This window comes from Streptomyces sp. NBRC 109706 (assembly GCF_000974485.1).
In the GTDB taxonomy this organism is placed as follows: domain Bacteria; phylum Actinomycetota; class Actinomycetes; order Streptomycetales; family Streptomycetaceae; genus Streptomyces.
The window spans coordinates 199,007-219,887 of sequence record NZ_BBOM01000008.1 but is presented as its reverse complement, the minus strand read 5'-3'; the positions used below and the strand labels follow the sequence as shown (position 1 = coordinate 219,887).

Sequence of the window (20,881 nt, the reverse complement as noted above, 5' to 3'; positions counted from 1 at the left end):
TGCATCCGTTCTTGCATTTGTTCACTGCATCTGTTCTTGCGTTCGTTCTTTCAGATGTACTTGCAGCGATACTCTGAGTCCCCCAGGATGGACTCAGCGGAGTCACCGCCAGGGTCTTGTCGGACACCCGCGGAGGTCGTTATGTCAGCTTCCCCCTATGCCACGATGGCGCCGCACGCCGGCGTCGCACGGCGAGCCGTCTCCGCGGAGGTAGCCGGTTTCGCGACGTTCCCGCTGGCGGGTGAGCCCGGCGCACCCCGCGTGGCGCGCGCCCACACCCGCGCCACGCTCGCGGAGTGGGGCCTCGACGAGCTGGCGGGCGACACCAGCGTGGTGGTCTCCGAGCTGGTGACCAACGCGCTGCGCTACGGCCTCCCCAAGGACACCACGCCCCGCCCCCTGCCGCCGGCCAGCGCGGATCAGCCGCTGCTGCTGAGCCTGGTGCACTGTGAAAGCTCAGTGCTGTGCGCGGTGTTCGACCCGGGCCATGAGGTGCCCGCCGTCCAGGATCCGTCGCTCTGTCAGGAGTCGGGGCGCGGGCTCCAGGTGTTGGACGCGCTGTCGCGGAGCTGGGGCTGGACCACGCCGGATCGGCACGGCAAGGCCGTCTGGGCGCTGTTGGCCTCGCAGGACGCGCCGGAGTCCGCGCTGACCGGCCCACGGTGGGAGCCGCTCAGCCGTCTGCTGTTACTCCTGGAACTGCTCAGCGGCCCCTCGTGGCTCAAGGCCCTCGGCGCCACCTCGCGTTCCCTCTCCCCCAGCCCCAACTAGCCTCCCTGGCCGGGGAACAGTCGGCAGAGGGCGTCGAGAGCGGCGGGAAACGCGTGCTCGGGCGGCGCCCCGTAGCCGACCACCAGCCCATCGACGGCCGGCCCACGGTAGTCGGGGTGGCGATAGAGGGCCAGGCCGGCGAGGCCGATACCCCGGCGGCCGGCCCGCCGCACCACGGTCTCCTCCTCGCCGGACGGCAGCCGCAGCAGGGCGTGCAACCCGGCCGCGATGCCGCTCACCTCGACCTCGGGGGCGCGTTCCGCCAGCGCGGCCACCAGCCGGTCGCGCCGCAGCCGGTAACGCTGCCGGCTCTGGCGAACATGACGGTCGTAGCCGCCGGAGCCGAGCAGATCGGCCAGTGTCAGCTGGTCGACGCAGCCCACCGTCAGCTCCCAGGCGCCCTTGGCCGCCAACACATCCCCCACCAGCCACTCGGGCAGCACCATCCAGCCGATCCGCAGCCCCGGGCTCAGGCTCTTGCTGACCGAGCCGACATAGGCCACCCGCTCGGGATCGAGCCCCTGCACGGCGCCGACGGGCTGCCGGTCGTAGCGGTACTCGCCGTCGTAGTCGTCCTCGATCAGCAGCCCGTCCGTGGCACGCGCCCAGTCGATCACCGCCGACCGGCGCTCGGGGTGCAGCGCGACGCCCATCGGAAACTGATGCGCCGGCGTGAGCAACACCGTGCGCGCCCCCGTCGCCGCCAGATCGCCGACCCGGGCGCCGCCCTCGTCCAGCTCCAACGGAAGGGTGGACAACCCGGCCTCCGCCCACCGTGCCCGCTGGGTGAACAGCGCATAGCCCTCCACCGCCAGCGGCGTCGGACGCACGGCGGCCAACAGGCGCAGCGCCTGGTCGACGCCCGAGCAGACGACGATCCGCTCGGCGTCGGCGTGCACCCCGCGCGCCCGGGCCAGATAGTCGGCGAGTTCACGGCGCAGCGGCAGCTGGCCCCGGGGGTCGCCCAGCCCCAGCGCCTGGCTGGGCGCCGCGGTCAACGCCCGCCGGGCGGCCGCCAGCCAGGCGGCGCGCGGGAACGAGGCGGTGTCGGGGCGCCCGGGCATCAGATCATGCGCCCGGCGCGCGACGCCGCCGGCGGGCGCGGGCCGGGCCCGTTCGGCGGCGGGCGCGACGACGCGCGGCGCGACCCGGGTCGCCGAGCCAGGGCGCGCCACCAGCCAGCCCTCGGCGATCAGCTCGGCATAGGCCCCGGCCACGGTGTTCCGCGCGATCCCGAGATCCACGGCCAGCGACCGGTACGACGGCAGCCGGCTCCCGGGCGCCAGCCGTCCGGCCCTGATGGCCTCCCGCAACGCCCGCATCAACCCGGCCCGCGTCCCACCGCCCCCCGCACCCGCTGAACCCCGCGCCAGCTCCACATGCAGATCCAAGCCGGCCCTGACCGGGAAAGTGACCCCTTCATCCACACCACAAGTCCACCACACCCCTGGGCCACCGTGGCGAACAGCACCCACCGAACCTTGATATGGTTGACCCCGTCGCGCCGGCCAACGGCCCGCGCACACCACTCGTCCGGGTGGCGGAATGGCAGACGCGCTAGCTTGAGGTGCTAGTGCCCTCTTATGGGCGTGGGGGTTCAAGTCCCCCCTCGGACACGACCAGTACACCCACGCGTGGTGCTGGCCGGGACTCGGCCAGCACCTCTTGTTTTTCGTGGTCGTAGGTCAACCGTAGTCCCAGGTGGCGGTACACCTCCGCCTTGTCCGCCGGGTCGGCTCGGCGCAGGGCGTCGACAAGGTCGTGGATCTCCTGGCGGGTCATCCGCCGCGCGATGCCGGTGGGAGTTCCGATCTGTTTGAGGCGGGTTTCGGTCGCGAGGCGTTCGGTTTGGACCTCTCGGCTCCAGGCCGCGACGAGAGCCGGGGCGGCTCCGGCTTCGAGTGCGGCGCCGTGCCGGGCGAGCTTGCGGTCGCAGCCGGCTCGTCGGTGACGTTGCAGACCAGGGCGAGGGCCCGGTGGCCGGCGTCGGTGAGTTCCTTCACGGCGGCGGTGACGGCCGTCTCGTCGGTGTCGGCGAGGGCAGTGGCCCGTCCGGTGCCGCCGGCGGTGCCGGTGACGAAGGCGGTCGTGCCGCGGAAGTCCTAGGTGACCGTCACGGGTGTTCTCCGATCGGGGTGCGGGTCGCACGGGGGCCGGGTCAGGAGGCGGCTTCGATGGTGATGCGTGTCGCCTGGCCGAGCTGGTCGGCGCTGACGTCGAGGTGGCCGAGGACCAGCAGATCCGGGGAGGGGGCAGGCCCGTCCTGGTAGAAGAGGGCGAGGTTGCCCCAGGGCGCGTAGTAGGCGATGTCGCCGGCCTTCGCGGCGGCCGGTTCGGGAGCCCCGTCGGTGTTCAGCTTGCGGGGCAGGTCGGCGACCCGCTCCGTGTCGTGGAAGTCCTCCAGGTCCAGGGTGAGCGGCAGCAGCTCGGCGAGGTCGCGGGCGGCGGGGCTGTCGTTCAGGACGGCGTCGACGGGGCGTCCGTCGAGGGTGACCCGGATGTTCTTGGGTGTACTCCTTCCGGAGGGGGACGCCGACGGCGGCTGCTGCCTTCCAGAAGCCGCAGAGGACGAGGCGGCCGGGGCGGTGTCCGGTGTTCCGCTGGAGCAGGCGGTGCCGGCCAGCAGCAGGGCGGCTGCCGGCACTTGGTACTGGAACCGCTACCCGGGGGTGCACTGCGACATCGAGTCGCACGTCTACCTGCCGATGCTCGACGAGACCGGCTACGTACCGGAGTGGAAGTACGCCCCCGGGGAGGAGATCCGCCGACACGCGGTCCGGATCGCGCGGAAGTTCGACCTCTACTCGGACGCTCTGTTCTCCACCGGGGTCGCTTCGCTGACCTGGGACGAGGCCACGGAGACGTGGACCGTGGCCACCGATCGCGGCGACGCGTTCCGGGCCACATACGTCGTCAACGCCACCGGCACCCTCACCGAGCCGAAGCTCCCCGGCATTCCCGGCATCGAGAGCTTCCGGGGCCATACGTTCCACACCTCACGATGGGACTACGCCTACACGGGCGGCACCGCCGAGGGGGGCATGACCGGCCTCGCGGACAAGCGCGTGGGCGTGGTCGGCACCGGAGCCACCGGCGTACAGGCCATTCCCATGCTGGCCAGGGATTCCGCGCACCTCTACGTCTTCCAGCGGACCCCCTCCTCCGTGGACGTGCGGGCCAACCGCCGCACCGCACCGGAGGATGTCGGCGCGGACCGTGAGGGCTGGGCACGCGAGCGCCGCGAGAACTACCTCCGTATCGTCTCCGGCGAGCCGGTCGACAGGGATCTCGTGGCGGACCGGTGGACAGCCTCGGCGGCACTGCTGGAGAAGCTGCTGCCCAGCTTCCGCCGCCGAGGCGACCGAAGAACCTTCGAGGCCGCCTACGAGGACGCCGACGCCGCCAAGATGAACGAGCTCCGGGCCCGCGTCGAGCGGAGCGTCGCCGACCGGGAGACCGCGGAGAAGCTCAAACCCTGGTACCGCTACGCCTGCAAGCGGCCCGCGTTCTCCGACGCGTACTATCCGGCGTTCAACCGCGCGAACGTCACCCTGGTCGACACCGCCGACACCCACGGCATCGAGCGCGCCACCGAGAACGGTGTGGTGGTCGGCGGTTCCGTCATCGAACTCGACTGTCTGATCTTCGCCACGGGATTCTTCGTCGGGTCCTCCGGCGTGCACTCCGGAAGACTCCCTGTCCACGGCCGGGGCGGCACCCGACTCCTGGACGCCTGGGCCCAGCACGGCCCGCGCACCCTGCACGGCTTCACCATCAACGGCTTCCCGAACCTGATCCAGATGGGTTCCTTCCAGAACGCCAGCAGCGTCAACTTCACCCACATCCTGGACGAACAGGCCGTCCATGCCGGCGCTCTCGTCGCGGCGGCCGAGGCCAAGGGCGCCCTCATCGAGCCGTCCCGCGCGACCGAGGACACCTGGATCGCCGTCCTCGCCCGGGACGCCCCCGACCACGAGTGGTTCCATGCCGAGTGCACCCCCGGCTACTACAACCGCGAGGGGCACGGGCGGCCGAACGGCCCGACCGCCTACCCCCACGGCGCCGTCGCCTTCCACCAACTCCTGGCACGGTGGCGCGAGGAGTCGATGGGTGAGGTCCTCCAACCCCGGACCACGGCTCGGCCCTGACGGACGCCGACCCGTTCAGCGACGGCGGAACGGACATCCGCTTCTGCCAGCCTCGTCCCACGGCCGCAGCAACACAACAGGCCCTGGGCCCCGGGACGTTCCGGGGTCCGGGGCCTGCGGAGAACTCAGCCGGTGTGTGTCACACCGGCCTCGCGGAGCGAGACGGATCGCTCGTCAGGAGCCGCGGGGTTCGTCGTGGGACTATCGCCAGGGGCGTCGGTGGCCGGCGGTGCCCCGGCCCGGCGGGTCAACCACCGGTCCACCACGAGGTGGAGGAGGAACCCGGCGAGCCCCCAGGCCAGGATCGTCAGAAGGTTCCCGGTGAGGCCGAACCCGTCGAAGTAGACCAGGGAGCGGACGGTGTCCACAGCTGCGGGCAGAGGAAGCACGTCCTGAAGGGTCTGGAAGAGGTTGGGCACCATGTAGACCGACAGTCCTCCCCCGGAAGCCGGAACACCGGCCAGCATGAGAACCACCACGATGGGGACCACGGCGGCGATGCCGAACACACGGGTGAAGACCCCGGCGGCCAACGAGACGCAGAAGACGGTGAGCGCGCCGAAGCCGATCAGCTGCCAGGCGGGCCCGTTGATCGCGCCGATCAGTACGTCGAAGAGGAACCACAGCCACAGCGCGATGCCGACCGCCCACCCACCGAGCAGGGGCAGGAACTGGCGCAGCCGGGTCAGCTCCGGGGCCCCGCCGCGCAGGACCGTCACCATCAGGAAGCCCGCCATGATCCAGGACATGCCGGCGTACAGGCTGTTGCTGCCCTGGGTGTCGTCGCCGGTGAGCGGTCGCACGTCGGTCGTCTCCAACGGGATCTCCTGTCCGGCGGCGACCTGCTGGAACATCGCCTGGACAGCGCTCTGTTGTGCGGCGCCGGCCGCCGACGAGGTGAGCAGCGTCGCCTCGTCCCCCGGCGCCTCGGGCAGCGCGTAGACGGCGACGACGTCCTGCTCCAGCAGCCTGTCGGTCTCCTCCGCGACCGAGGTACCACCGCGCAGGTCGAGTGTGCCGCCGAGCTGTGGTTCCAGGGCGGCGACCATCCGGTCGGCCTCCTCCGCGGTGGAGCCCACCACCACGACCGGCAGGTCGTGCACCTCCGGCTTGTGCAACGAGAGACTCATCAGGCCGACCACGGCCACCAGGATGGACAGCGGGAACGCAACCACCGTGACACAGCGGAAGCGCAGAGATCGCGCGGGGCTACCGGCGAGCGCGGGGAGGGGAGTCCCCGGGCTGGTGACGGGGGGTGCGCCGGGGATGGTGTGCCCCGACCGGCGCTCCCTCAGCAGGGACAGCAGGAGCGCGGCGACGATCCAGCAGGCGAGCGTCACCAGATGACCGGCGAGACCGCGCCCGTCGAAGTAGAGCACCGAGCGCAGCGCCTCGCCGGCGGCCGGCAGGGGAAGCACGCCGTGCAGGAACGAGAAGAACGAGGGCATGGAATGGATGGACAGCGCGAGGTTGGAGGCCGGCATACCGAGGCTGACCCACAGGAACATGCCCAGCAGAACGGCCAGCGGCCCCAGCAGCTTGGTGAACAGCACCTGGGTGAGGCCGACCGCGCCGGTCGCCAGGACGCCGATCCCCAGGAACGTGAGGTAGTGGCCGTCCACGGCGCCGACCACGGGCCCGAGGACGGCCCAGATGACGGTGCTCGTGGCGACGGACCAGCCGAGCAGCAACGGCAGGAACCGCCGCAGCGACAGCAGGAACGGGAGCGACGTCACCATGGTGCTCAGCGGGACGTAGCCGGCGAGCATCATGCCCATCGCGGCGAAGAGCACCGCCGTGCCGGACAGATCGCCGTCGGGCAGCACGGCGGCGTCCTCGACGACGACGTCCCAACCGTTCCCGGCCGCGACCGGGGCGAGAACCTGTTGCACCGCGGTCGCCTGCGAGGCGCCGGCGGCGGTGGCTATGGAGAGCGTGGCGGCGTCTCCCCCGCCGTCGGGAACGCGCAGGGCACCGGCGATATCGCGGTCTCGCAGCAGGTCGAGGGCCTCCTCCTCGGAGGCGACCTGACGGGCGTCCACGGCGCCCTGGGGATCCGCGTTCAGCTCGGTGACCACCGCTTCCGCCTCGGGGCCCGCGCCCACGACGGCGACCGGCATGTCCTTGGGGGTCGCCGAGTGCATGGTGCCGACATAGGTCGCGTACATCATCGTGACCATGAGGAACGGCATGACGAAGAGGGCCACATAGCGGGCGATCCGCGCCCTGCGGTCCTCCCCCTCGGCTTCTGTCCCGGGGCCCTGGGCGGGCGGGTCGACGGTTGGTGACTCCACAGGCTGCTCCTGGATCAGGAATCGGGTCGGTGAAGGCGCTGTGGGGCGACTCTGTCGCCGTCGACGGCGGGCAGGGTCCTGCGGACCACCCCGTAAGTCGCACGCCTTAGAGATAATGTAAGGCACTCGACTTACGAAGCGGTCTCTGGGTTAGGTTGATCACATCGCGAGGCACATCATGCGGGGAGAACGACAGAACAGATGGCCAGATCGGAAGCGGCGAGAACAGCACTGCTCGACGCGGCGGAGCGGCTGTTCGCCCGGGCCGGGATCGCCAAGGTGTCTGACCGCAAGGTGGCGGAGGTCGCGGGGAACACCAACCACTCGGCCGTCAGCTACTACTTCGGGGGGCGAAGAGGACTCCTGCGCGCGCTGCTCACCCGCCATCTGTCAGGCCTGGAGGAAGACCGTCAGACGATGTTCGAGCGGGCGGACTCCCTCCTGGGAGACGTGCGCAGTCTGGTCGTCCCGGTGACCAACGCCTTGGCGGAGCTGCCTCAGCCATCCGTCCGGGCCCGCTTCGTCAACCAGGCGCTGCACGACCCGGTCGGCGTGGCGCTGCTCCACCAGAGCGCGGACATCGCGCCCGCCTCGACACGCATCATGCGGTCGGTGGCGTCCCGCCTCGCCCACCTCGACCCGACCATCGTCCGGGGCAGGGCCGCACTGATGACCCACATCATCGTCTCGGCCTGCGCGGACGCGGAGGAGCAAGCCGAACGAGACGAGACGACCCCGCGATGGCACGAGACGGGAGACTTCCTCTCCGACGCCATCACCGGCATGTTGCTGGCTCCCGTGAGCCGACGAGCGACCACCACCGACTCCCCGGGCCGGGACAGCGCTGTCACCCCCTGACGCATCGTCCGCCGCCGTGCCAGTTCCCGCGAGGCACGGGTGGTTCGAGGAAGAAGCTTCACGCCGAACGCCGGCGGGACGAGGGGGCCGCTCGGGTGGCGACGTGAGGACGTAGGTCGAGCCGGCGGAGAAGCTGGGCGTTGAGGGCGACGACGACGGTCGACGCGGACATGAGGATCGCGCCGACGCCCATGGGCAGCACAAACCCGACCGGCGCGAGGACGCCCGCGGCCAGGGGGACGGAGATCAGGTTGTATCCGGCGGCCCACCACAGGTTCTGCCTCATCTTGCGGTAAGACGCACGCGAGAGTTCGATGACGGAGAGCACCGAGCGGGGATCGGAGGAGGCGAGAATGACTCCGGCGGAGCCGATGGCCACGTCGGTGCCCGCGCCGATGGCGATGCCGACGTCGGCCCGGGTCAGCGCGGGAGCGTCATTGACACCATCGCCGACCATCGCGACCTTTCTGCCCTCCGACCGGAGTTCGGCGACCTTGGCGGCCTTGTCCTCGGGGCGCACTCCGGCGAGAACCCGGTCGATGCCAAGCTCGGACGCGACGGCGTCGGCGACGGCCCGGGCATCGCCGGTGATCATCACGACCTCCGCACCGGCCACGTGCAGCCCTTCCACCGCCTCGCGGGATTCCGGGCGGATCTCGTCCGCCAGCCGCAGCGCCCCGACCACGTGGCCATCGGCGAGCACGTGCAGGATGATCGCGCCCTCGGCCCGCCACTGATCGGCGATCGCCAACTCGGGCTGTCCCCGCTGTTCGAGCAGGTAGGGTCCGCCGACCTCGATCACGCCGCCCTCCACAGTGGCCTTGACACCGACCGCCGGGGAGGAGGAAAAGTCCCGCGCGGGCGCCACCGTCAGATCGCGGATGCGGGCGGCGCCGGCAACGGCTTTGGCGAGGGGGTGTTCGCTGCCGGACTCGGCCGCGGCGGCCAGAGCCAGCACCTCGTTCCTGTCCCGATCGCCAACCGGGTGGATCGCGGTGACGGTGGGCTCGCCCAGGGTCAGGGTGCCGGTCTTGTCGAGGAGCACCGCGTCGACGGTGCGCATGGACTCCAGGGCGAGGCGGTCCTTGACCAGGACACCGCTTCGGGCGGCTCGTTCGGTGGCGATGGAGACCACGAGGGGGATGGCCAGCCCGAGGGCGTGCGGGCAGGCGATCACCAGGACGGTGATGGTGCGCACCACGGCGTCACCGGGCAGACCGACCAGCGACCAGACAACGGCCGTGACCGCAGCCGCGACGAGGGCGAACCAGAACAGCCAGGCCGCGGCGGTGTCGGCGATCCGCTGGGCGCGGGAAGAGGATGCCTGGGCGTCGGCGACGAGCTTCCGGATGCCGGCCAGCGCGGTATCGTCGCCGGTGGCGGTGATCCGAACGCGGAGCCCGGAGTCGGTGGCGACGGTCCCGGCAACCACGGTGGCGCCCTTCTCGCGGCGTACGGTCCTGGATTCGCCGGTCACCATCGACTCGTCCATCGAGGCCGCCCCGTCGACGATCGTCCCGTCGGCGGGCACGGCCGATCCCGGACGGACGACGGCGACATCGCCGACGAGCAGATCGCCCGGCGCCACCTTCACGACCTCGTCGCCACTGACCTTCTCGGCCTGATCGGGCAGGAGGGCCGAGAGCGAGTCGAGGGCGGAAGTGCTCCGAGCCAGGGATCGCATCTCGATCCAGTGGCCCAGGAGCATGATGACGACCAGCAGTGCGAGTTCCCACCAGAAGTTCAGCTCGTGCTCGAACAGGCGCAGGCTGGCCCCCCACGAGGAGGCGAAGGCCACCGTGATCGCCAGGCCGACCAGCAGCATCATGCCGGGCCAGCGGGAGCGGACCTCCGAAACAGCTCCGGTCAGGAACGGCCAGCCGCCCCAGAGATAGACGACCGTTCCCAGCACCGGCGAGACCCACCGCACCCACTCGGCGTCGGGCAGGTGATAGCCGATGAGATGCGCGAACATCTCGTTGAACCCGACCACGGGCACGGCCAGGATCAGCATGATCCAGAAGAGACGCCGGAACCGCTCCACATGATCCCCCTGCCCACCGTGGCCGCCATGACCGCTGTGCTGGTCGTGGCCATGACGCGAGGCGGGGGCGTGGTGGCCGCCGTGGCCCACATGATCCATGGGGTGGTGGTCCCCGTGCTTGTTCATCGTGTCCTCGTCTCTCCTGGTGCGGGACAGTCGCCGGGACGGAGCAGCCCGGACCGCCGCCGGTCGGCCAGCCCTCAGGTCACGCTCGGCCGGCGCACCGGCGCGACTCTCGTGGCCGATTGACGCGTGGCGCCGGTGACGCCGGCAGAGTCCGCGATCCAATGATCGGGGAACCTGCCGACGCCACCCAGAGCCGACACCATGGAGTGGCGTCATAAATGAGCACGCTCGCCAGGGCCATGATCACGAGTGGTGCGATGTCGCATCATCCGATCGACGGCCTCTCCCGGTCCGTGCGCACCGTGGGCCGCTGAAGCTTTCGCTCCTGCTCGCCGACACGACGCGAAGCGGGTGCCGGGCCCCTGACGACCTACGAGGAGAACCGCACGATGAAGGCATTCGTCATCGACCGCTACCGGGCCGCGCCGCGTGAGGCGGACGTGGCCGAGCCCGTCGTCGGGGACCACGACGTTCTGATCGAAGTGAAGAGCGCGAGTGTCAATCAGATCGATCTGCGGATCGCCGAGGGTGAGTTCAAGCAGATCCTGCCGTACCGGTTGCCGCTGGTGCTCGGCAGCGACCTGGCGGGGGTCGTCCTCGCCGTAGGGCCGGCCGTCCGGAGCTTCGCACCGGGCGACGAGGTGTTCGCCAAACCGGACGTACGCCAGCTGGGCACCTTCGCGGAGCGCGTCGCGGTGGCCGAGGCGGACCTCGCGATCAAGCCCGCGTCCGCCAGCATGACGGAGGCGGCCTCGCTGCCCCTGGTCGCGCTGTGCGCCTGGCAGGCGCTCGTGGAGCGCGGCCGGGTACGGCCCGGGCAGAAGGTGCTCATCCACGCGGGCGCGGGCGGCGTGGGTTCCCTCGCGATCCAGCTCGCGAAGCACCTCGGCGCGACCGTCGCCACAACCGTGGGCGCGCCCCAAGCCGACCGGGCGCGTGAACGTGGTGCGGACATCGTCGTGGACTACCGAACCGAGGACTTCACGGACCTCCTGCGCGACTACGACCTGGTGTTGGACAGCCTGGGCGGAAAGAACCTTGAGGGATCGCTTCGGGTGCTCCGGCCCGGTGGCAAGGCGATCGGAATCACCGGCCCCCCGACCCCGGAGTTCGCGCGCGAAATGGACGTCAGCCTCGTGCCCCGACTCGCTGTCAGGGGGATCAGCCACCGCGCCCGCCGGATGGCCCGTCGTTTGGACGTGAGATACGAGTTTCTCTTCACGCACTCCAGTGGAGAGCAGTTGGCGAAGATCGCGGAGCTGGTCGACGGGGGAGCACTACGGCCTGTGGTAGGCCAGGTCTTCCCGTTCCATCGGACCCCGGACGCGCTGGTGGCCCTGGAGAAGGGCGGAACTCACGGCAAGATCGTCGTCAACCGTGAGTGAGGGGTCGCGCGCGGGTTGTCCGTTACGGCCCTGGCGGTCGTCGAGCACACCCGTTCCACTCGACATCACAGGCGGCCGGGACCCGCTGCGGGACCCGACCGCTTGTCACGCCGGCCGACACGGCACGAAGCGCGCGGTGTGCCCCACCGTTTCCTGGGGCCGGTATGGGAGAGGCTCGTGTGCCCGCCTCGCGCTGAGGAGGGATCAGCCCAGTTGCGGGTAGAGCGCTTCGACGGGAGCGCTCAGCCCTGCCTTGACCCGCACGGAGCCCTCGTCGGCCAGCACCTCGTACTCCCCCGCCTCGATGGCGTCGAACACCACCCGCACGAGGTCGCCCGGCGCCGTTTTCGGCCCTTCGACGTGTGCCGCCATGGCGGTGTCGACCCACCCGACATGCACGCCGACGACGTGCACTCCCTGCGGAGTCAGTTCGAGCCGCAGCGAGTTGGTCGCCGACCACAGCGCCGCCTTCGACGCGCTGTAGACCCCGGCGACGGCGAGCCAGCTCAGCAGCGAGTGGATGTCGACGATCACCGACCCGGTCTTGGCCGTCAGGACCGGTGCGAACTTCCGGGCGAGAAAGACCGGGCCGAAGAAGTTGGTCTCCATGTTCGCCCTGATCTCCGCCTCGCTCAGCGAGAGGAGACTTTCGCTGGCAGGAGACACGCCGGCGTTGTTGATGAGCACGGTGACATCGGGCGCGGCGGCAACGGCCGCGTCGATGGACGCGGAGTCGGTGACGTCGAGCGGGAGCGGGACGATCCGCTCGTCATCCCATGTGCGGGGGTTTCTGGCGGTCGCGTAGACCTTGGCGGCGCCACGGTCAAGGGCGCTGTGGACGAAGTGGGTTCCGATGCCGCCGTTGGCTCCTGTGACGAGAACGACGGCTCCGCTGAGCGAGGGCATCTTTGGGTTCCTTCTCTGATGAGCGGCGTGTTACCGGTCGGTCGGGGTGGTGGGAGACGGGGTCGATCCGCACGACGGCAAGGCCGAAACGCTCGGCCCCCGGGATGGGTTCAGGGAAGGGGGAGAGCCGGGTAGTCGGTGTAGCCGGCCTCACCACCGCTGTAGAGCGTGGTGGGATCCAGCTCGTTCAGCGGAGCGTCGAGGCGCAGCCGCTCGACGATGTCGGGGTTGGCCAGTGCGAACCTGCCCAAGGGGGCGATGTCGGCCAAGCCGGCGTCGATGTCGTCGGCGATCCCGTCCCGGGTGCGGCCGTAACGAACCACGAGCACGGCGGTCGGCCACATGTCCCGGAGAGTGCGGAGCAACTCGTCGTCGCCGACGTGGTGAAGGTGAAGGTAGGCGAGATTCAGCGTGGCGAGCCCACCGACGAGATGCCGGTACTGGGCGCGTACGCTCCCTGTGTCGCCCTCGTCGATCCCTCCCAGTGGCATCGCGGGAGACAACCGGATTCCCACCCTGTCGGGGCCGATCTCCTCGGCCACCGCACGCGCGACCTCGATCACGAACCGCGAGCGGTTCTCCACCGAACCGCCGTAGGAGTCGGTGCGGTGGTTGACGTTCGGGGACAGGAACTGGTGCAGGAGGTATCCGTTGGCTCCGTGGATCTCCACCCCGTCGGCGCCGGCGGCTGTCGCGGACGCCGCGGCGCCACGGAACGCGTCGATGGTGGACTGGATGTCCTGGCCGCTGAGTTCCCGCGGGACCGGTGTCCGCCGGGGCCCGGTCGGGGTCATCACGTCCTGGTCGGCGGAGATCGCCGACGGAGCCACCGGCTGCCGGTGATGTGGAGTGTTGTCGGGGTGCGATATCCGGCCGACATGCATCAGCTGAATGAACAACGCCCCACCGCCGGCGTGTACGGCCTGGGCGACCTCTCGCCACCCTTCGACGTGTGCCGCTGTGTGGATGCCCGGCGTGTTCAGGTATCCCTGTCCGTCCTCCGAGGGCTGCGTCCCTTCGGAGATGAGGAGCCCGAGCGATGCGCGCTGCCCGTAGTAGGTCGCGGCCAGCGGGCCGGGCGAGCCGTCCGGGTTTGCCCGGCCGCGGGTCATCGGGGCCAGCGCGAGCCGATGTGGGAGCTTCACGCGGCCGAGGGTGAACGGCTGCCAGAGCGACGACCTGGTCATGACCTTCGTGTCCTTTGTCTGGATGCATGGGAGAGCGATGACCGCTGCGCTGGTGCGGAGCGGAAACGTCCCAGCTTCTGCGTGGGAAAATGTCACGAGAAAGCTGAGCCCCACCGGAAGTGGCCACACTCAAAACTGAGCCTGGTCAGATTCTATTCCCTCGAAGGACACACCATGCCTCTCGCACCCCAGCCCCCCGGACGGCGCGAGCGGAACAAGCGGCAGAAGCTCGAACGCATCACCGCCGCCGCCCGAGAGCTCTTCGCCGAGCGGGGGATCGACGAGGTGACCACCCAGGAGATCGCGGACAAGGCCGATGTCGGCACGGGCACGCTCTTTCTCTACGCCAAAACCAAGGCCGAGCTGCTCCTGCTCGTACAGAACTCCCGCTACGTCGAGTCCCTGGAACGTGGCCGGGCGCGCGCCGAAGATGTGACTGACGCGTTGGACGCCGTGCTGGCGATCGTCCGCCCGATCGTGGAATGCAATCGCACGCAGGTCAACAACGGCCGCGCCTACCTACGAGAGATCATCTTCGGCGACCCCACGGATCTCCATCATCGCGAGGCGCTGGACATCATCGGGCGAACGGAGACCGCCATCACGGCCGTCCTGCGGCGGAAAGCGGGGATCCACGAGGACGAGGCTTCGACGCTGGCGCACGTCGTATCCGCCGTCATGTTCGTCAGCCTGGCGTCGACGGTCCATGTCGAGTTGACCGTCGACGACATCGAGCGGGACATTCGCAAGCAGATCGGCGCTATCCTGCCTCGCTGATGCCGCCATCGGGGCGGCCCTCAACCGGCCGCTCGCGTTCGCCCCCCTTCGGCGAAGCCGGCGCCACCCGAGTGAACTCCACATCGCCCTGGTCCACGCGCTCTTCGATCTCGTCGACGAGCACCGCCCGGACGCGGCGCCGTGATTCACGCGCGAGAGGAACGACTCCCAACGGCTCACCGATCGGCACGTGCTCCTCCCCCCACTGCTGCAACGCGATGAGCACGAGCTTCAGCTCCTCCCCCGCCGGGGTGAGCGCATAGGCGAAACGAGTACGCTGGCCGGGCTCGCGGTAGGCGACCTTCCGCAGGACCCCGTGCTCGACAAGACCGGCGAGACGCGCACTCAACACGTCGGTGGCGATCCCGAGTCGATCACGGAACTCGGCGAACGTACGCCGGCCGAAGAACGCCTCCCGCAGCAGGAGGAAGCTCCAGGGGTCACTGAGCACACCGAGACAACGCGTGATCGCACACGAACTGTCCAGGGCTTCGGCGAGCGCTCTTGACCGAGAAGGCATGATGAGAGCCTACTCTGGCTTGCCACGACCAAGCCAGGGACGCTTCAAGCTCCCCCAACGCCCCGAGCACCGTAACCGTTCGACCTCCGCCGCCAGCTTCCTACGCCCGTTTCGCTCCATCCTCCTCGGCGTTCCCGGCGGGGTCGACAGCTCGCGGTCGGATACGGACAGGTTCTCGTTCCTCGGATCCGGACCGCACGCCGACGGAGAGCGCGGCAGCCACGGCGCAGAGCGCCGCGCCGCCCCACCAGGCGTACATGTACGTGCCGAACGCGTCACGGATGAGTCCGGCTCCGAGCGCCGCCACGGCGGCTCCCAGTTGGTGGGAGGCGAAGACCCAGCCGAAGACGATCGTCCCGTGGTCTCCGAAGAGCTGCCGGCACAGAACCGCGGTGGGAGGAACCGTGGCCACCCAGTCCAGGCCGTACAACACGATGAACACCACCATGCCGGGATGCACGGAATCCGAGAGAAGCCACGGCAACGAGACCAGACCGGCCCCGCGGAAGACGTAGTAGCCGGCGAGCAGCTTGCGAGGGTCGTACTTGTCGGTGAGCCAGCCGGACGCGACTGTTCCTGCGATATCGAAGACGCCGACAGCGGCGAGCAGGCCGGCGGCGGTGGTTGTCGACATGCCGTGGTCATGGGCGGACGGAATGAAGTGAATACCAATCAGTCCGTTGGTGGTGGCACCACAGATCGCGAAGGCTACGGCGAGCCCCCAGAAGGAGCGGTGCCGTACGGCGAAGACCAGTCCTCCGAGTGCGCGCCTGGTCGCGCCTCCGCTGGCCGGAAGCGGTGCCGCATAGGTTTCGTCCGCACCGTAGGGACGCACGCCTCTGTCCTCGGGACGGTCACGCATCACCAGCCACACGACGGGCACCACCAGCAGTGCGGCGCCCGCTACCGCCAGCGAGGCCGATCGCCACCCGGAGCTCTCGGCCAGATGAGCCACCACGGGGAGGAAGACGAGCTGTCCGGTGGCCGATCCGGCGGTGAGAACACCCATCACCAGCCCCCGACGGGTGTGGAACCACCGGTTGGTGACGGTCGCGGCGAGGACCAGGGCCATGGCGCCGGTCCCCAGCCCGATCAGCAGCCCCCAGAAGAGGAGCAGCTGCCATGACGCGGTCATGAAGACGCTGCCACCGGCGCCCAGGGCCACCAGCGACAGAGCGGCCGCGACGACCTGCCGCACACCGAAGCGGTCCATGAGCGCGGCGGCGAACGGTGCCGTCAGGCCGTAGAGAACGAGGTTGATGCTCACAGCCAGCGACATCACGCTGGTCGACCAGCCGAACTCGTCGTTCAACGGCACCATCAGCGCACCCGGGGCGGCACGGAAACCAGCGGCCCCGATCAGCGCCAGGAACGTGACGGCGGCCACCGCCCACGCCGGATGAAGACCGCGTCGCCCACCCCTTCGAACTCGCCCCGACCGCTCGTCAGGAAGTGACACCCCTCACGCCTTCCTGATCCGCGGCTGTCCATGCCGAAGGCGGCAAGACATGACCGAGTGGGTGATCGGCTCCAGCGCCGCCGCGCGTCTCGTCACAACGGGTTCCACTGCTCGGAGTAGATCGGGCAGAGCACGCTGGGCGCTCCGCCGGACCAGAGGGCGAGAGGGAGAAAGGCCGCCGCGGCCCAAGAAGGAACCACGCCTACCGAGCCAGTGCGGCGACGTGGACCACGGCCCAAGGGGCGTCACCGTATGGACCTGGGTTGGGTCACGAGAAGCGTGCTGGACGCAGTGGCGAGGACGCGTCCGTCGCGATCACGGATGTCGGCGTCCGTGAAACCGGCACCGCGCCCCCTGCGGATGGCCCAGCCGTGGGCGGTGACCATGCCCGTGTCGGCGGTGATCGGCCGCAGGAAGGACACCTTGATCTCCAGAGTCGTGTAACCGACTCCCGGGGGAAGGGTGGTGTGGAAGGCACAGCCGCAGGCCGTGTCGAGGACGGTGGCGAAGAAGCCGCCATGGACGGACCCGATGGGGTTGTAGTGGGACTCGTCGGGCTCGGCAGTGAACACGACATCGCCCTCGTCGACGTTCACGATCCTCAGCCCGAAGAGGCTGCTGATCGGCGGATCGGGCAGAACCCCCGCCTGGATCTGTCGCAACTGCTCAAGCCCGGAGAGCGCGAAGAGTCTTTCGCGGTCGGGCTCCGGTGCCTGATAGCTGATGGTCTTCGTTCGGGCCGCTCGGCCGCTGGTGGAGGTCATCGCTCGCGGACGGTCAGGCGACCGGTACGACGGGAGCATCGACAAGCGCCGCGGCGCCGCCCTGGAGCCCGTCCAGCGATGCCGCGTTCGCTTCGTGAGGAACGCCGAGGAGGGGCGCGCTGACCTCGCTCAGCCGCTCGTACCCGTCGGTGCCGAGTTCGACATCGAGTGCGCCGAGGTAGTCATCGAGCTGAGCGAGGTTCCGCGGGCCGATGATCGGGACGGAGGATGTCGCCAGGCGCCGGGAGCGCTCGTTGACCCAGGCCACCGCGACCTGCGCGGGGGGCGCCCCGACCTGATCCGCGATGTCGATCACGGAGTCGACGACGGCGGTCTTCTGCTCGGTGGACTCGGTGTGTACCAGGCGGTTCCAGTCCGTCAGCCGTCCCTTCTCGCTGTGCCGGTACTTGCCGGTGAGGAGTCCGCCGCCCAGCGGTGACCACAGGGTCACGCCGAGCCCGAGGGCCTCGGCCGCGGGCAGCAGCTCCCGGTCCGCGGTGCGCTCGACCAGGCTGTACTCGATCTGGATGCCGGTTACGGGAGCCCAGCCGGAGAGATCGGCGATCGCCGCGGCGCGGGATACCCGCCAGGCCGGGAAGTTCGAGAACGCCGCGTGGAGGATCTTGCCCTGGGACACCAGGTCGTCCAGCCCGCGCAGGAGTTCCTCGACGGGGGTGAGCGCGTCGGGGTAGTGCACCCACAGGATGTCGATGTAGTCGGTGTTCAGCCGTCCGAGGCTGGCCTCGACGGAAGTACGCAGATTCTTGCGGCTGTTGCCGGTGCGCGAGAGGCCGCCTCCAGGGTGGGCGCCGACCGTGGACTTCGTCGCCAGCACCAGGTCGTCGCGGTCGGCGTGGATGAACTCGCCCACGAGCTGCTCCGACTGGCCGCCCTGATAGACATCGGCCGTGTCGATGAAGTTCCCGCCCGCCTCCACGAACCGCTCGAAGATGGCCTTCGCCTCCTCGCGCTCCGCACCCACGCCCCACCCGGTACCGAAGTTCCCCGTACCCAGCGCGTACTGCGAGACACGCAGCCCAGAACGACGACCGAAAGTGGTGTAGCGCATGCGGAAAGGTCCCCTCAGACGGAACGGCAGCCAGCTTGGCAACCCCAAGCTAGCCAGCTAAGTTTGGCATGGCAAGCCAGCTGTAGCACGAGGGCCGAATTCGACGCGTCGTCAACGGCGTGCACGGGAGACCGTGGCCAATCGCTCGCTTCCTGTCGCCCCAACCTCACTCACCCCAGAACGCGCCGCGGCCACCCGGCCCTCCTCGCGCTCCCGTACCGGGCCCCGGACCTCCGTACCCCTTCTCCCGTCGTGGTCAGTAGCACCGGACGGCGAAGATCGCCGGTGGGGTGTCGCCGTGGGAGGCCAGCACCTCGACGGAGAGTTCGTCGGTGTCGACGGGCGGGTCGAAGGTGAGGGTGTCGCGGGTCTGGTGGTTGTCCGTGCGTTCGGCGACGACGCGCTCGCCGGCGCGCACGAGGTAGTGGCGGACGCAGAACGGCATCGCCCGCTCGGGGTGGCCCCACAGGACGGACTCCATGGGGTGGTCGAAGTCGGTGTCGAAGCTCAGTTCCAGGCGGGTGAGGCGCCGGGGGGCGTCCCAGCGCAGGCGGACGGTGGGCCGGTCGTCATCGACGTCCGCCGCCCAGGCGTTGGGCTGGGCGGTGGGGCGCGCGTGGCCGTTGCCGAGGCTCGCCGCCGGCCAGGCGCGCAACGGCGGGTCGATCGACAACGCCAGGTTGCGCCCGCCCGGCCGTCGTTCGGGGGTCCAGAACTCGACCCGCGGTCGGCCGACAGCGGGGTCCGCCTCCTGGGTCGAGGTGTGCGTGACGGAGAGCAGGCCGGTGACGCGGTGGCTGGTGGTGCGCACGGACACGTCGTCGTTCCGCCTCAGGACGACGAAGGCGTAGCGGGGAGCGTCGATCGACGCCGGGACGTCGAGCGTGATCCGCTGCCCCTCGCCCGCGCCGAGGTCGAAGTCCCGGGCGGCGAGCACCACATCGGGGGTGTAGTCGTCGGGCCGGTTCCCGGTGCGGATCTCCACGCGCAGCGTGGTGGGCGCGGCCACGTCGACGGTGAGCGTCAGCCGCGGTACCCGGCCGGGGGCCAGCGGCAGCAGTTGGGCGCGCGAGTGGTCCAGCGGCACCGCGGGAGAGTCGGCCGGCATGGTGGCCAGGTTCAGCTCGCTCGAAGCCGTCAGCGTGGCCTGCCGGGCAAGGTCGTCCGGAGCGTCGAGCCGCAGTCCGGGGATGTGCTGCCCGGTGCGCAGGAGTTCACGTTGGAGGGCGCGCATCCGCTCGGGGTGGACCAGGTCGGCGGGGAGCAGACCGTCCCGGGCGCACCACGCGGCGGCCAGGCCGACCGCCTGCCCGATCTGGGCGCAGGTGGCCATGACGCGGGTGGAGGCGAAGGCGACATGGGTCACGCTGATGATCCGCCCGGCCAACAGGAGGTTGGGCACATCGCGGCTGACCGTGCAGCGGTAGGGGATCTGGTAGACCCCGCGCGCGTGCAGGTGGCTGCTGCCCTCGTGTGCGCTGTACACGCCATCGGCCGGGTGCAGGTCGAGCGACCAGCCGCCGGAGGCGACGGCGTCCTCGTGGGTGCGCTGTTCCACGATGTCCTGCTGACGGAGCATGTGAAGGCCCTCGAACCGGCGGCTCTCGCGCTTGCCGGGGATCAGCCCGACCCAGTCCAGGGTCAGCGTCTCGGCCTCGGGGAACGCGCCCGAGTTCTTCAGGTGGTTCCAGACGCCGTAGACGATCTTCCACAGTTCCCACTTGATCCGCTCGGTGTCGTGCACGGTGTCGAGCCGGCCGCCGTACTCGATCCACCACAGTCGGCAGCCCTGCACGGTGGTGTCGAAGCTGCGCCACCTGGGGATCTCGGTGATGTCGTCCAGCGCGTAGCCGGGCGGGGTGAACCGCACGGGCACCCCGACGTCCTTGGTGTAGAAGTAGATCGAATGCCCCAGCAGCGCGCCGTAGGACTCCTCGGGGGCGAAGAGCTCGCCGAACTCCTCCCGTCCCTCGGCGCCCATGCGGTACGCGGCCCCGGCGAGGAAGCCGAGCACGCCGTCGCCGGAGGCGTCGCAGAAGACCGGCGCCGCCAGTTCGTACCGGGTGGAGTCCTGGGCGCAGAAGGCGGTGACGGAGCCGATCCGCTCGCCCTCCTTGGTGACGCCGGTCGCGGCGGTGTTCAGCAGCAGGGTGATGTTCGGCTCGGCAACGACCTTCTCCAGCAGGACGGTGTCGAAGAGCACGGCGTTGCCCTCGGGATTGCGGAAGGTGTTCTCGACAAGGATCTCGTCGAGGACCCCGCCCTCACGGGCCCACCGGTTGTTGTTGGACAACTGCGCGCTGGCGCCCAGCGCCCAGAGCCGTATCTCGCTGGAGGCGTTGCCGCCGAGCACGGGCCGGTCCTGGACCAGGACGACGCGGGCGCCGGCCCGGGCGGCGGTCACGGCCGCGCACGTCCCGGCCAACCCCCCTCCGACGATCACCGTGTCGGCCTGGAGGTGTTCGGTGCGGAACGCGCGGTGGTCGGTGGCGGGTGCCACGGTCAGCGGGTCGCGTGGTGAACTCATGGGCTTTTCGGGCTCCTTGGGGTGGGCCGCCACGGGGCGGCCGACG

Annotated in this window: 17 protein-coding genes and 1 tRNA gene; 7 read left to right on the top strand and 11 right to left on the bottom strand. The window is 70.1% G+C overall.

The window, feature by feature from the left end; all coding sequences use genetic code 11:
* Positions 1-141: 141 nt before the first annotated feature.
* Complete coding sequence (locus AOM46_RS31395) at positions 142-771, top strand: ATP-binding protein (RefSeq protein ID WP_158920473.1); 630 nt, start codon at positions 142-144, stop codon at positions 769-771.
* Here AOM46_RS31395 and AOM46_RS18135 read toward each other — a convergent pair.
* Positions 768-2,198, bottom strand: a complete 1,431-nt coding sequence (locus tag AOM46_RS18135; RefSeq protein WP_062213150.1) for a PLP-dependent aminotransferase family protein — start codon at positions 2,196-2,198, stop codon at positions 768-770. The two genes, AOM46_RS31395 and AOM46_RS18135, sit on opposite strands and share 4 nt — an antisense overlap.
* A gap of 104 nt (positions 2,199-2,302) precedes the next feature.
* On the opposite strand from AOM46_RS18135, the gene AOM46_RS18130 reads away from it, so the two are divergent.
* Positions 2,303-2,387: transfer RNA gene (locus AOM46_RS18130), tRNA-Leu, on the top strand.
* A gap of 85 nt (positions 2,388-2,472) precedes the next feature.
* The gene (locus tag AOM46_RS36100; protein ID WP_062213147.1) at positions 2,473-2,877 is read left to right on the top strand and encodes a hypothetical protein; all 405 of its coding nucleotides are present in this window, start codon (positions 2,473-2,475) and stop codon (positions 2,875-2,877) included.
* A gap of 52 nt (positions 2,878-2,929) precedes the next feature.
* Here the strand turns inward: AOM46_RS36100 and AOM46_RS18120 are convergent, their stop codons facing one another.
* Positions 2,930-3,415 carry a cyclophilin-like fold protein gene (locus AOM46_RS18120; protein WP_062213733.1) on the bottom strand — a complete coding sequence of 162 codons (486 nt, stop codon included), beginning with the start codon at positions 3,413-3,415 and terminating at the stop codon, positions 2,930-2,932.
* Here AOM46_RS18120 and AOM46_RS18115 point away from each other — a divergent pair.
* Positions 3,384-4,919: an NAD(P)/FAD-dependent oxidoreductase gene (locus AOM46_RS18115; RefSeq protein WP_234313841.1), complete on the top strand. Its 1,536-nt coding sequence runs from the start codon at positions 3,384-3,386 to the stop codon at positions 4,917-4,919. The genes AOM46_RS18120 and AOM46_RS18115 overlap by 32 nt on opposite strands.
* Positions 4,920-5,044: 125 nt before the next feature.
* Here the strand turns inward: AOM46_RS18115 and AOM46_RS18110 are convergent, their stop codons facing one another.
* Positions 5,045-7,213, bottom strand: a complete 2,169-nt coding sequence (locus AOM46_RS18110; protein ID WP_234313840.1) for an ABC transporter permease — start codon at positions 7,211-7,213, stop codon at positions 5,045-5,047.
* A gap of 201 nt (positions 7,214-7,414) precedes the next feature.
* Between AOM46_RS18110 and AOM46_RS18105 the strand changes: the two genes are divergently transcribed.
* Positions 7,415-8,071 (top strand): TetR/AcrR family transcriptional regulator, encoded by a 657-nt coding sequence (locus tag AOM46_RS18105; protein ID WP_062213144.1) that lies wholly within the window; start codon positions 7,415-7,417, stop codon positions 8,069-8,071.
* Positions 8,072-8,129: 58 nt separating this feature from the next.
* On the opposite strand, the gene AOM46_RS18100 is transcribed toward AOM46_RS18105, so the two are convergent.
* Positions 8,130-10,241: a heavy metal translocating P-type ATPase gene (locus AOM46_RS18100; RefSeq protein ID WP_234313839.1), complete on the bottom strand. Its 2,112-nt coding sequence runs from the start codon at positions 10,239-10,241 to the stop codon at positions 8,130-8,132.
* A gap of 389 nt (positions 10,242-10,630) precedes the next feature.
* Here AOM46_RS18100 and AOM46_RS18090 point away from each other — a divergent pair, with 389 nt between their 5' ends.
* The gene (locus AOM46_RS18090) at positions 10,631-11,626 is read left to right on the top strand and encodes an NADP-dependent oxidoreductase (protein WP_062213138.1); all 996 of its coding nucleotides are present in this window, start codon (positions 10,631-10,633) and stop codon (positions 11,624-11,626) included.
* A 204-nt stretch (positions 11,627-11,830) separates the two neighbouring features.
* Here AOM46_RS18090 and AOM46_RS18085 read toward each other — a convergent pair whose 3' ends face one another.
* Both AOM46_RS18085 and AOM46_RS18080 read right to left on the bottom strand, forming a co-directional pair.
* Positions 11,831-12,532 carry an SDR family oxidoreductase gene (locus AOM46_RS18085; RefSeq protein WP_062213136.1) on the bottom strand — a complete coding sequence of 234 codons (702 nt, stop codon included), beginning with the start codon at positions 12,530-12,532 and terminating at the stop codon, positions 11,831-11,833.
* A gap of 110 nt (positions 12,533-12,642) precedes the next feature.
* Positions 12,643-13,719, bottom strand: coding sequence for an alkene reductase (locus tag AOM46_RS18080; RefSeq protein WP_062213133.1), 1,077 nt, complete (start codon positions 13,717-13,719; stop codon positions 12,643-12,645).
* Between the two features lie 174 nt (positions 13,720-13,893).
* On the opposite strand from AOM46_RS18080, the gene AOM46_RS18075 reads away from it, so the two are divergent.
* Complete coding sequence (locus AOM46_RS18075; RefSeq protein WP_062213130.1) at positions 13,894-14,496, top strand: TetR/AcrR family transcriptional regulator; 603 nt, start codon at positions 13,894-13,896, stop codon at positions 14,494-14,496.
* Here the strand turns inward: AOM46_RS18075 and AOM46_RS18070 are convergent.
* The 5 genes from AOM46_RS18070 to AOM46_RS18050 form a co-directional block, all read right to left on the bottom strand.
* Positions 14,480-15,016, bottom strand: a complete 537-nt coding sequence (locus AOM46_RS18070) for a helix-turn-helix domain-containing protein (protein WP_067226331.1) — start codon at positions 15,014-15,016, stop codon at positions 14,480-14,482. The genes AOM46_RS18075 and AOM46_RS18070 overlap by 17 nt on opposite strands.
* 100 nt (positions 15,017-15,116) lie before the next feature.
* Positions 15,117-16,403, bottom strand: a complete 1,287-nt coding sequence (locus tag AOM46_RS18065; RefSeq protein ID WP_370592735.1) for an MFS transporter — start codon at positions 16,401-16,403, stop codon at positions 15,117-15,119.
* A gap of 317 nt (positions 16,404-16,720) precedes the next feature.
* Complete coding sequence (locus AOM46_RS18060) at positions 16,721-17,239, bottom strand: PaaI family thioesterase (RefSeq protein ID WP_062213119.1); 519 nt, start codon at positions 17,237-17,239, stop codon at positions 16,721-16,723.
* A 13-nt stretch (positions 17,240-17,252) separates the two neighbouring features.
* Positions 17,253-18,308, bottom strand: coding sequence for an aldo/keto reductase (locus AOM46_RS18055; protein WP_062213116.1), 1,056 nt, complete (start codon positions 18,306-18,308; stop codon positions 17,253-17,255).
* Between the two features lie 256 nt (positions 18,309-18,564).
* The gene (locus AOM46_RS18050) at positions 18,565-20,835 is read right to left on the bottom strand and encodes an FAD-dependent oxidoreductase (RefSeq protein ID WP_062213113.1); all 2,271 of its coding nucleotides are present in this window, start codon (positions 20,833-20,835) and stop codon (positions 18,565-18,567) included.
* Positions 20,836-20,881: the final 46 nt, after the last annotated feature.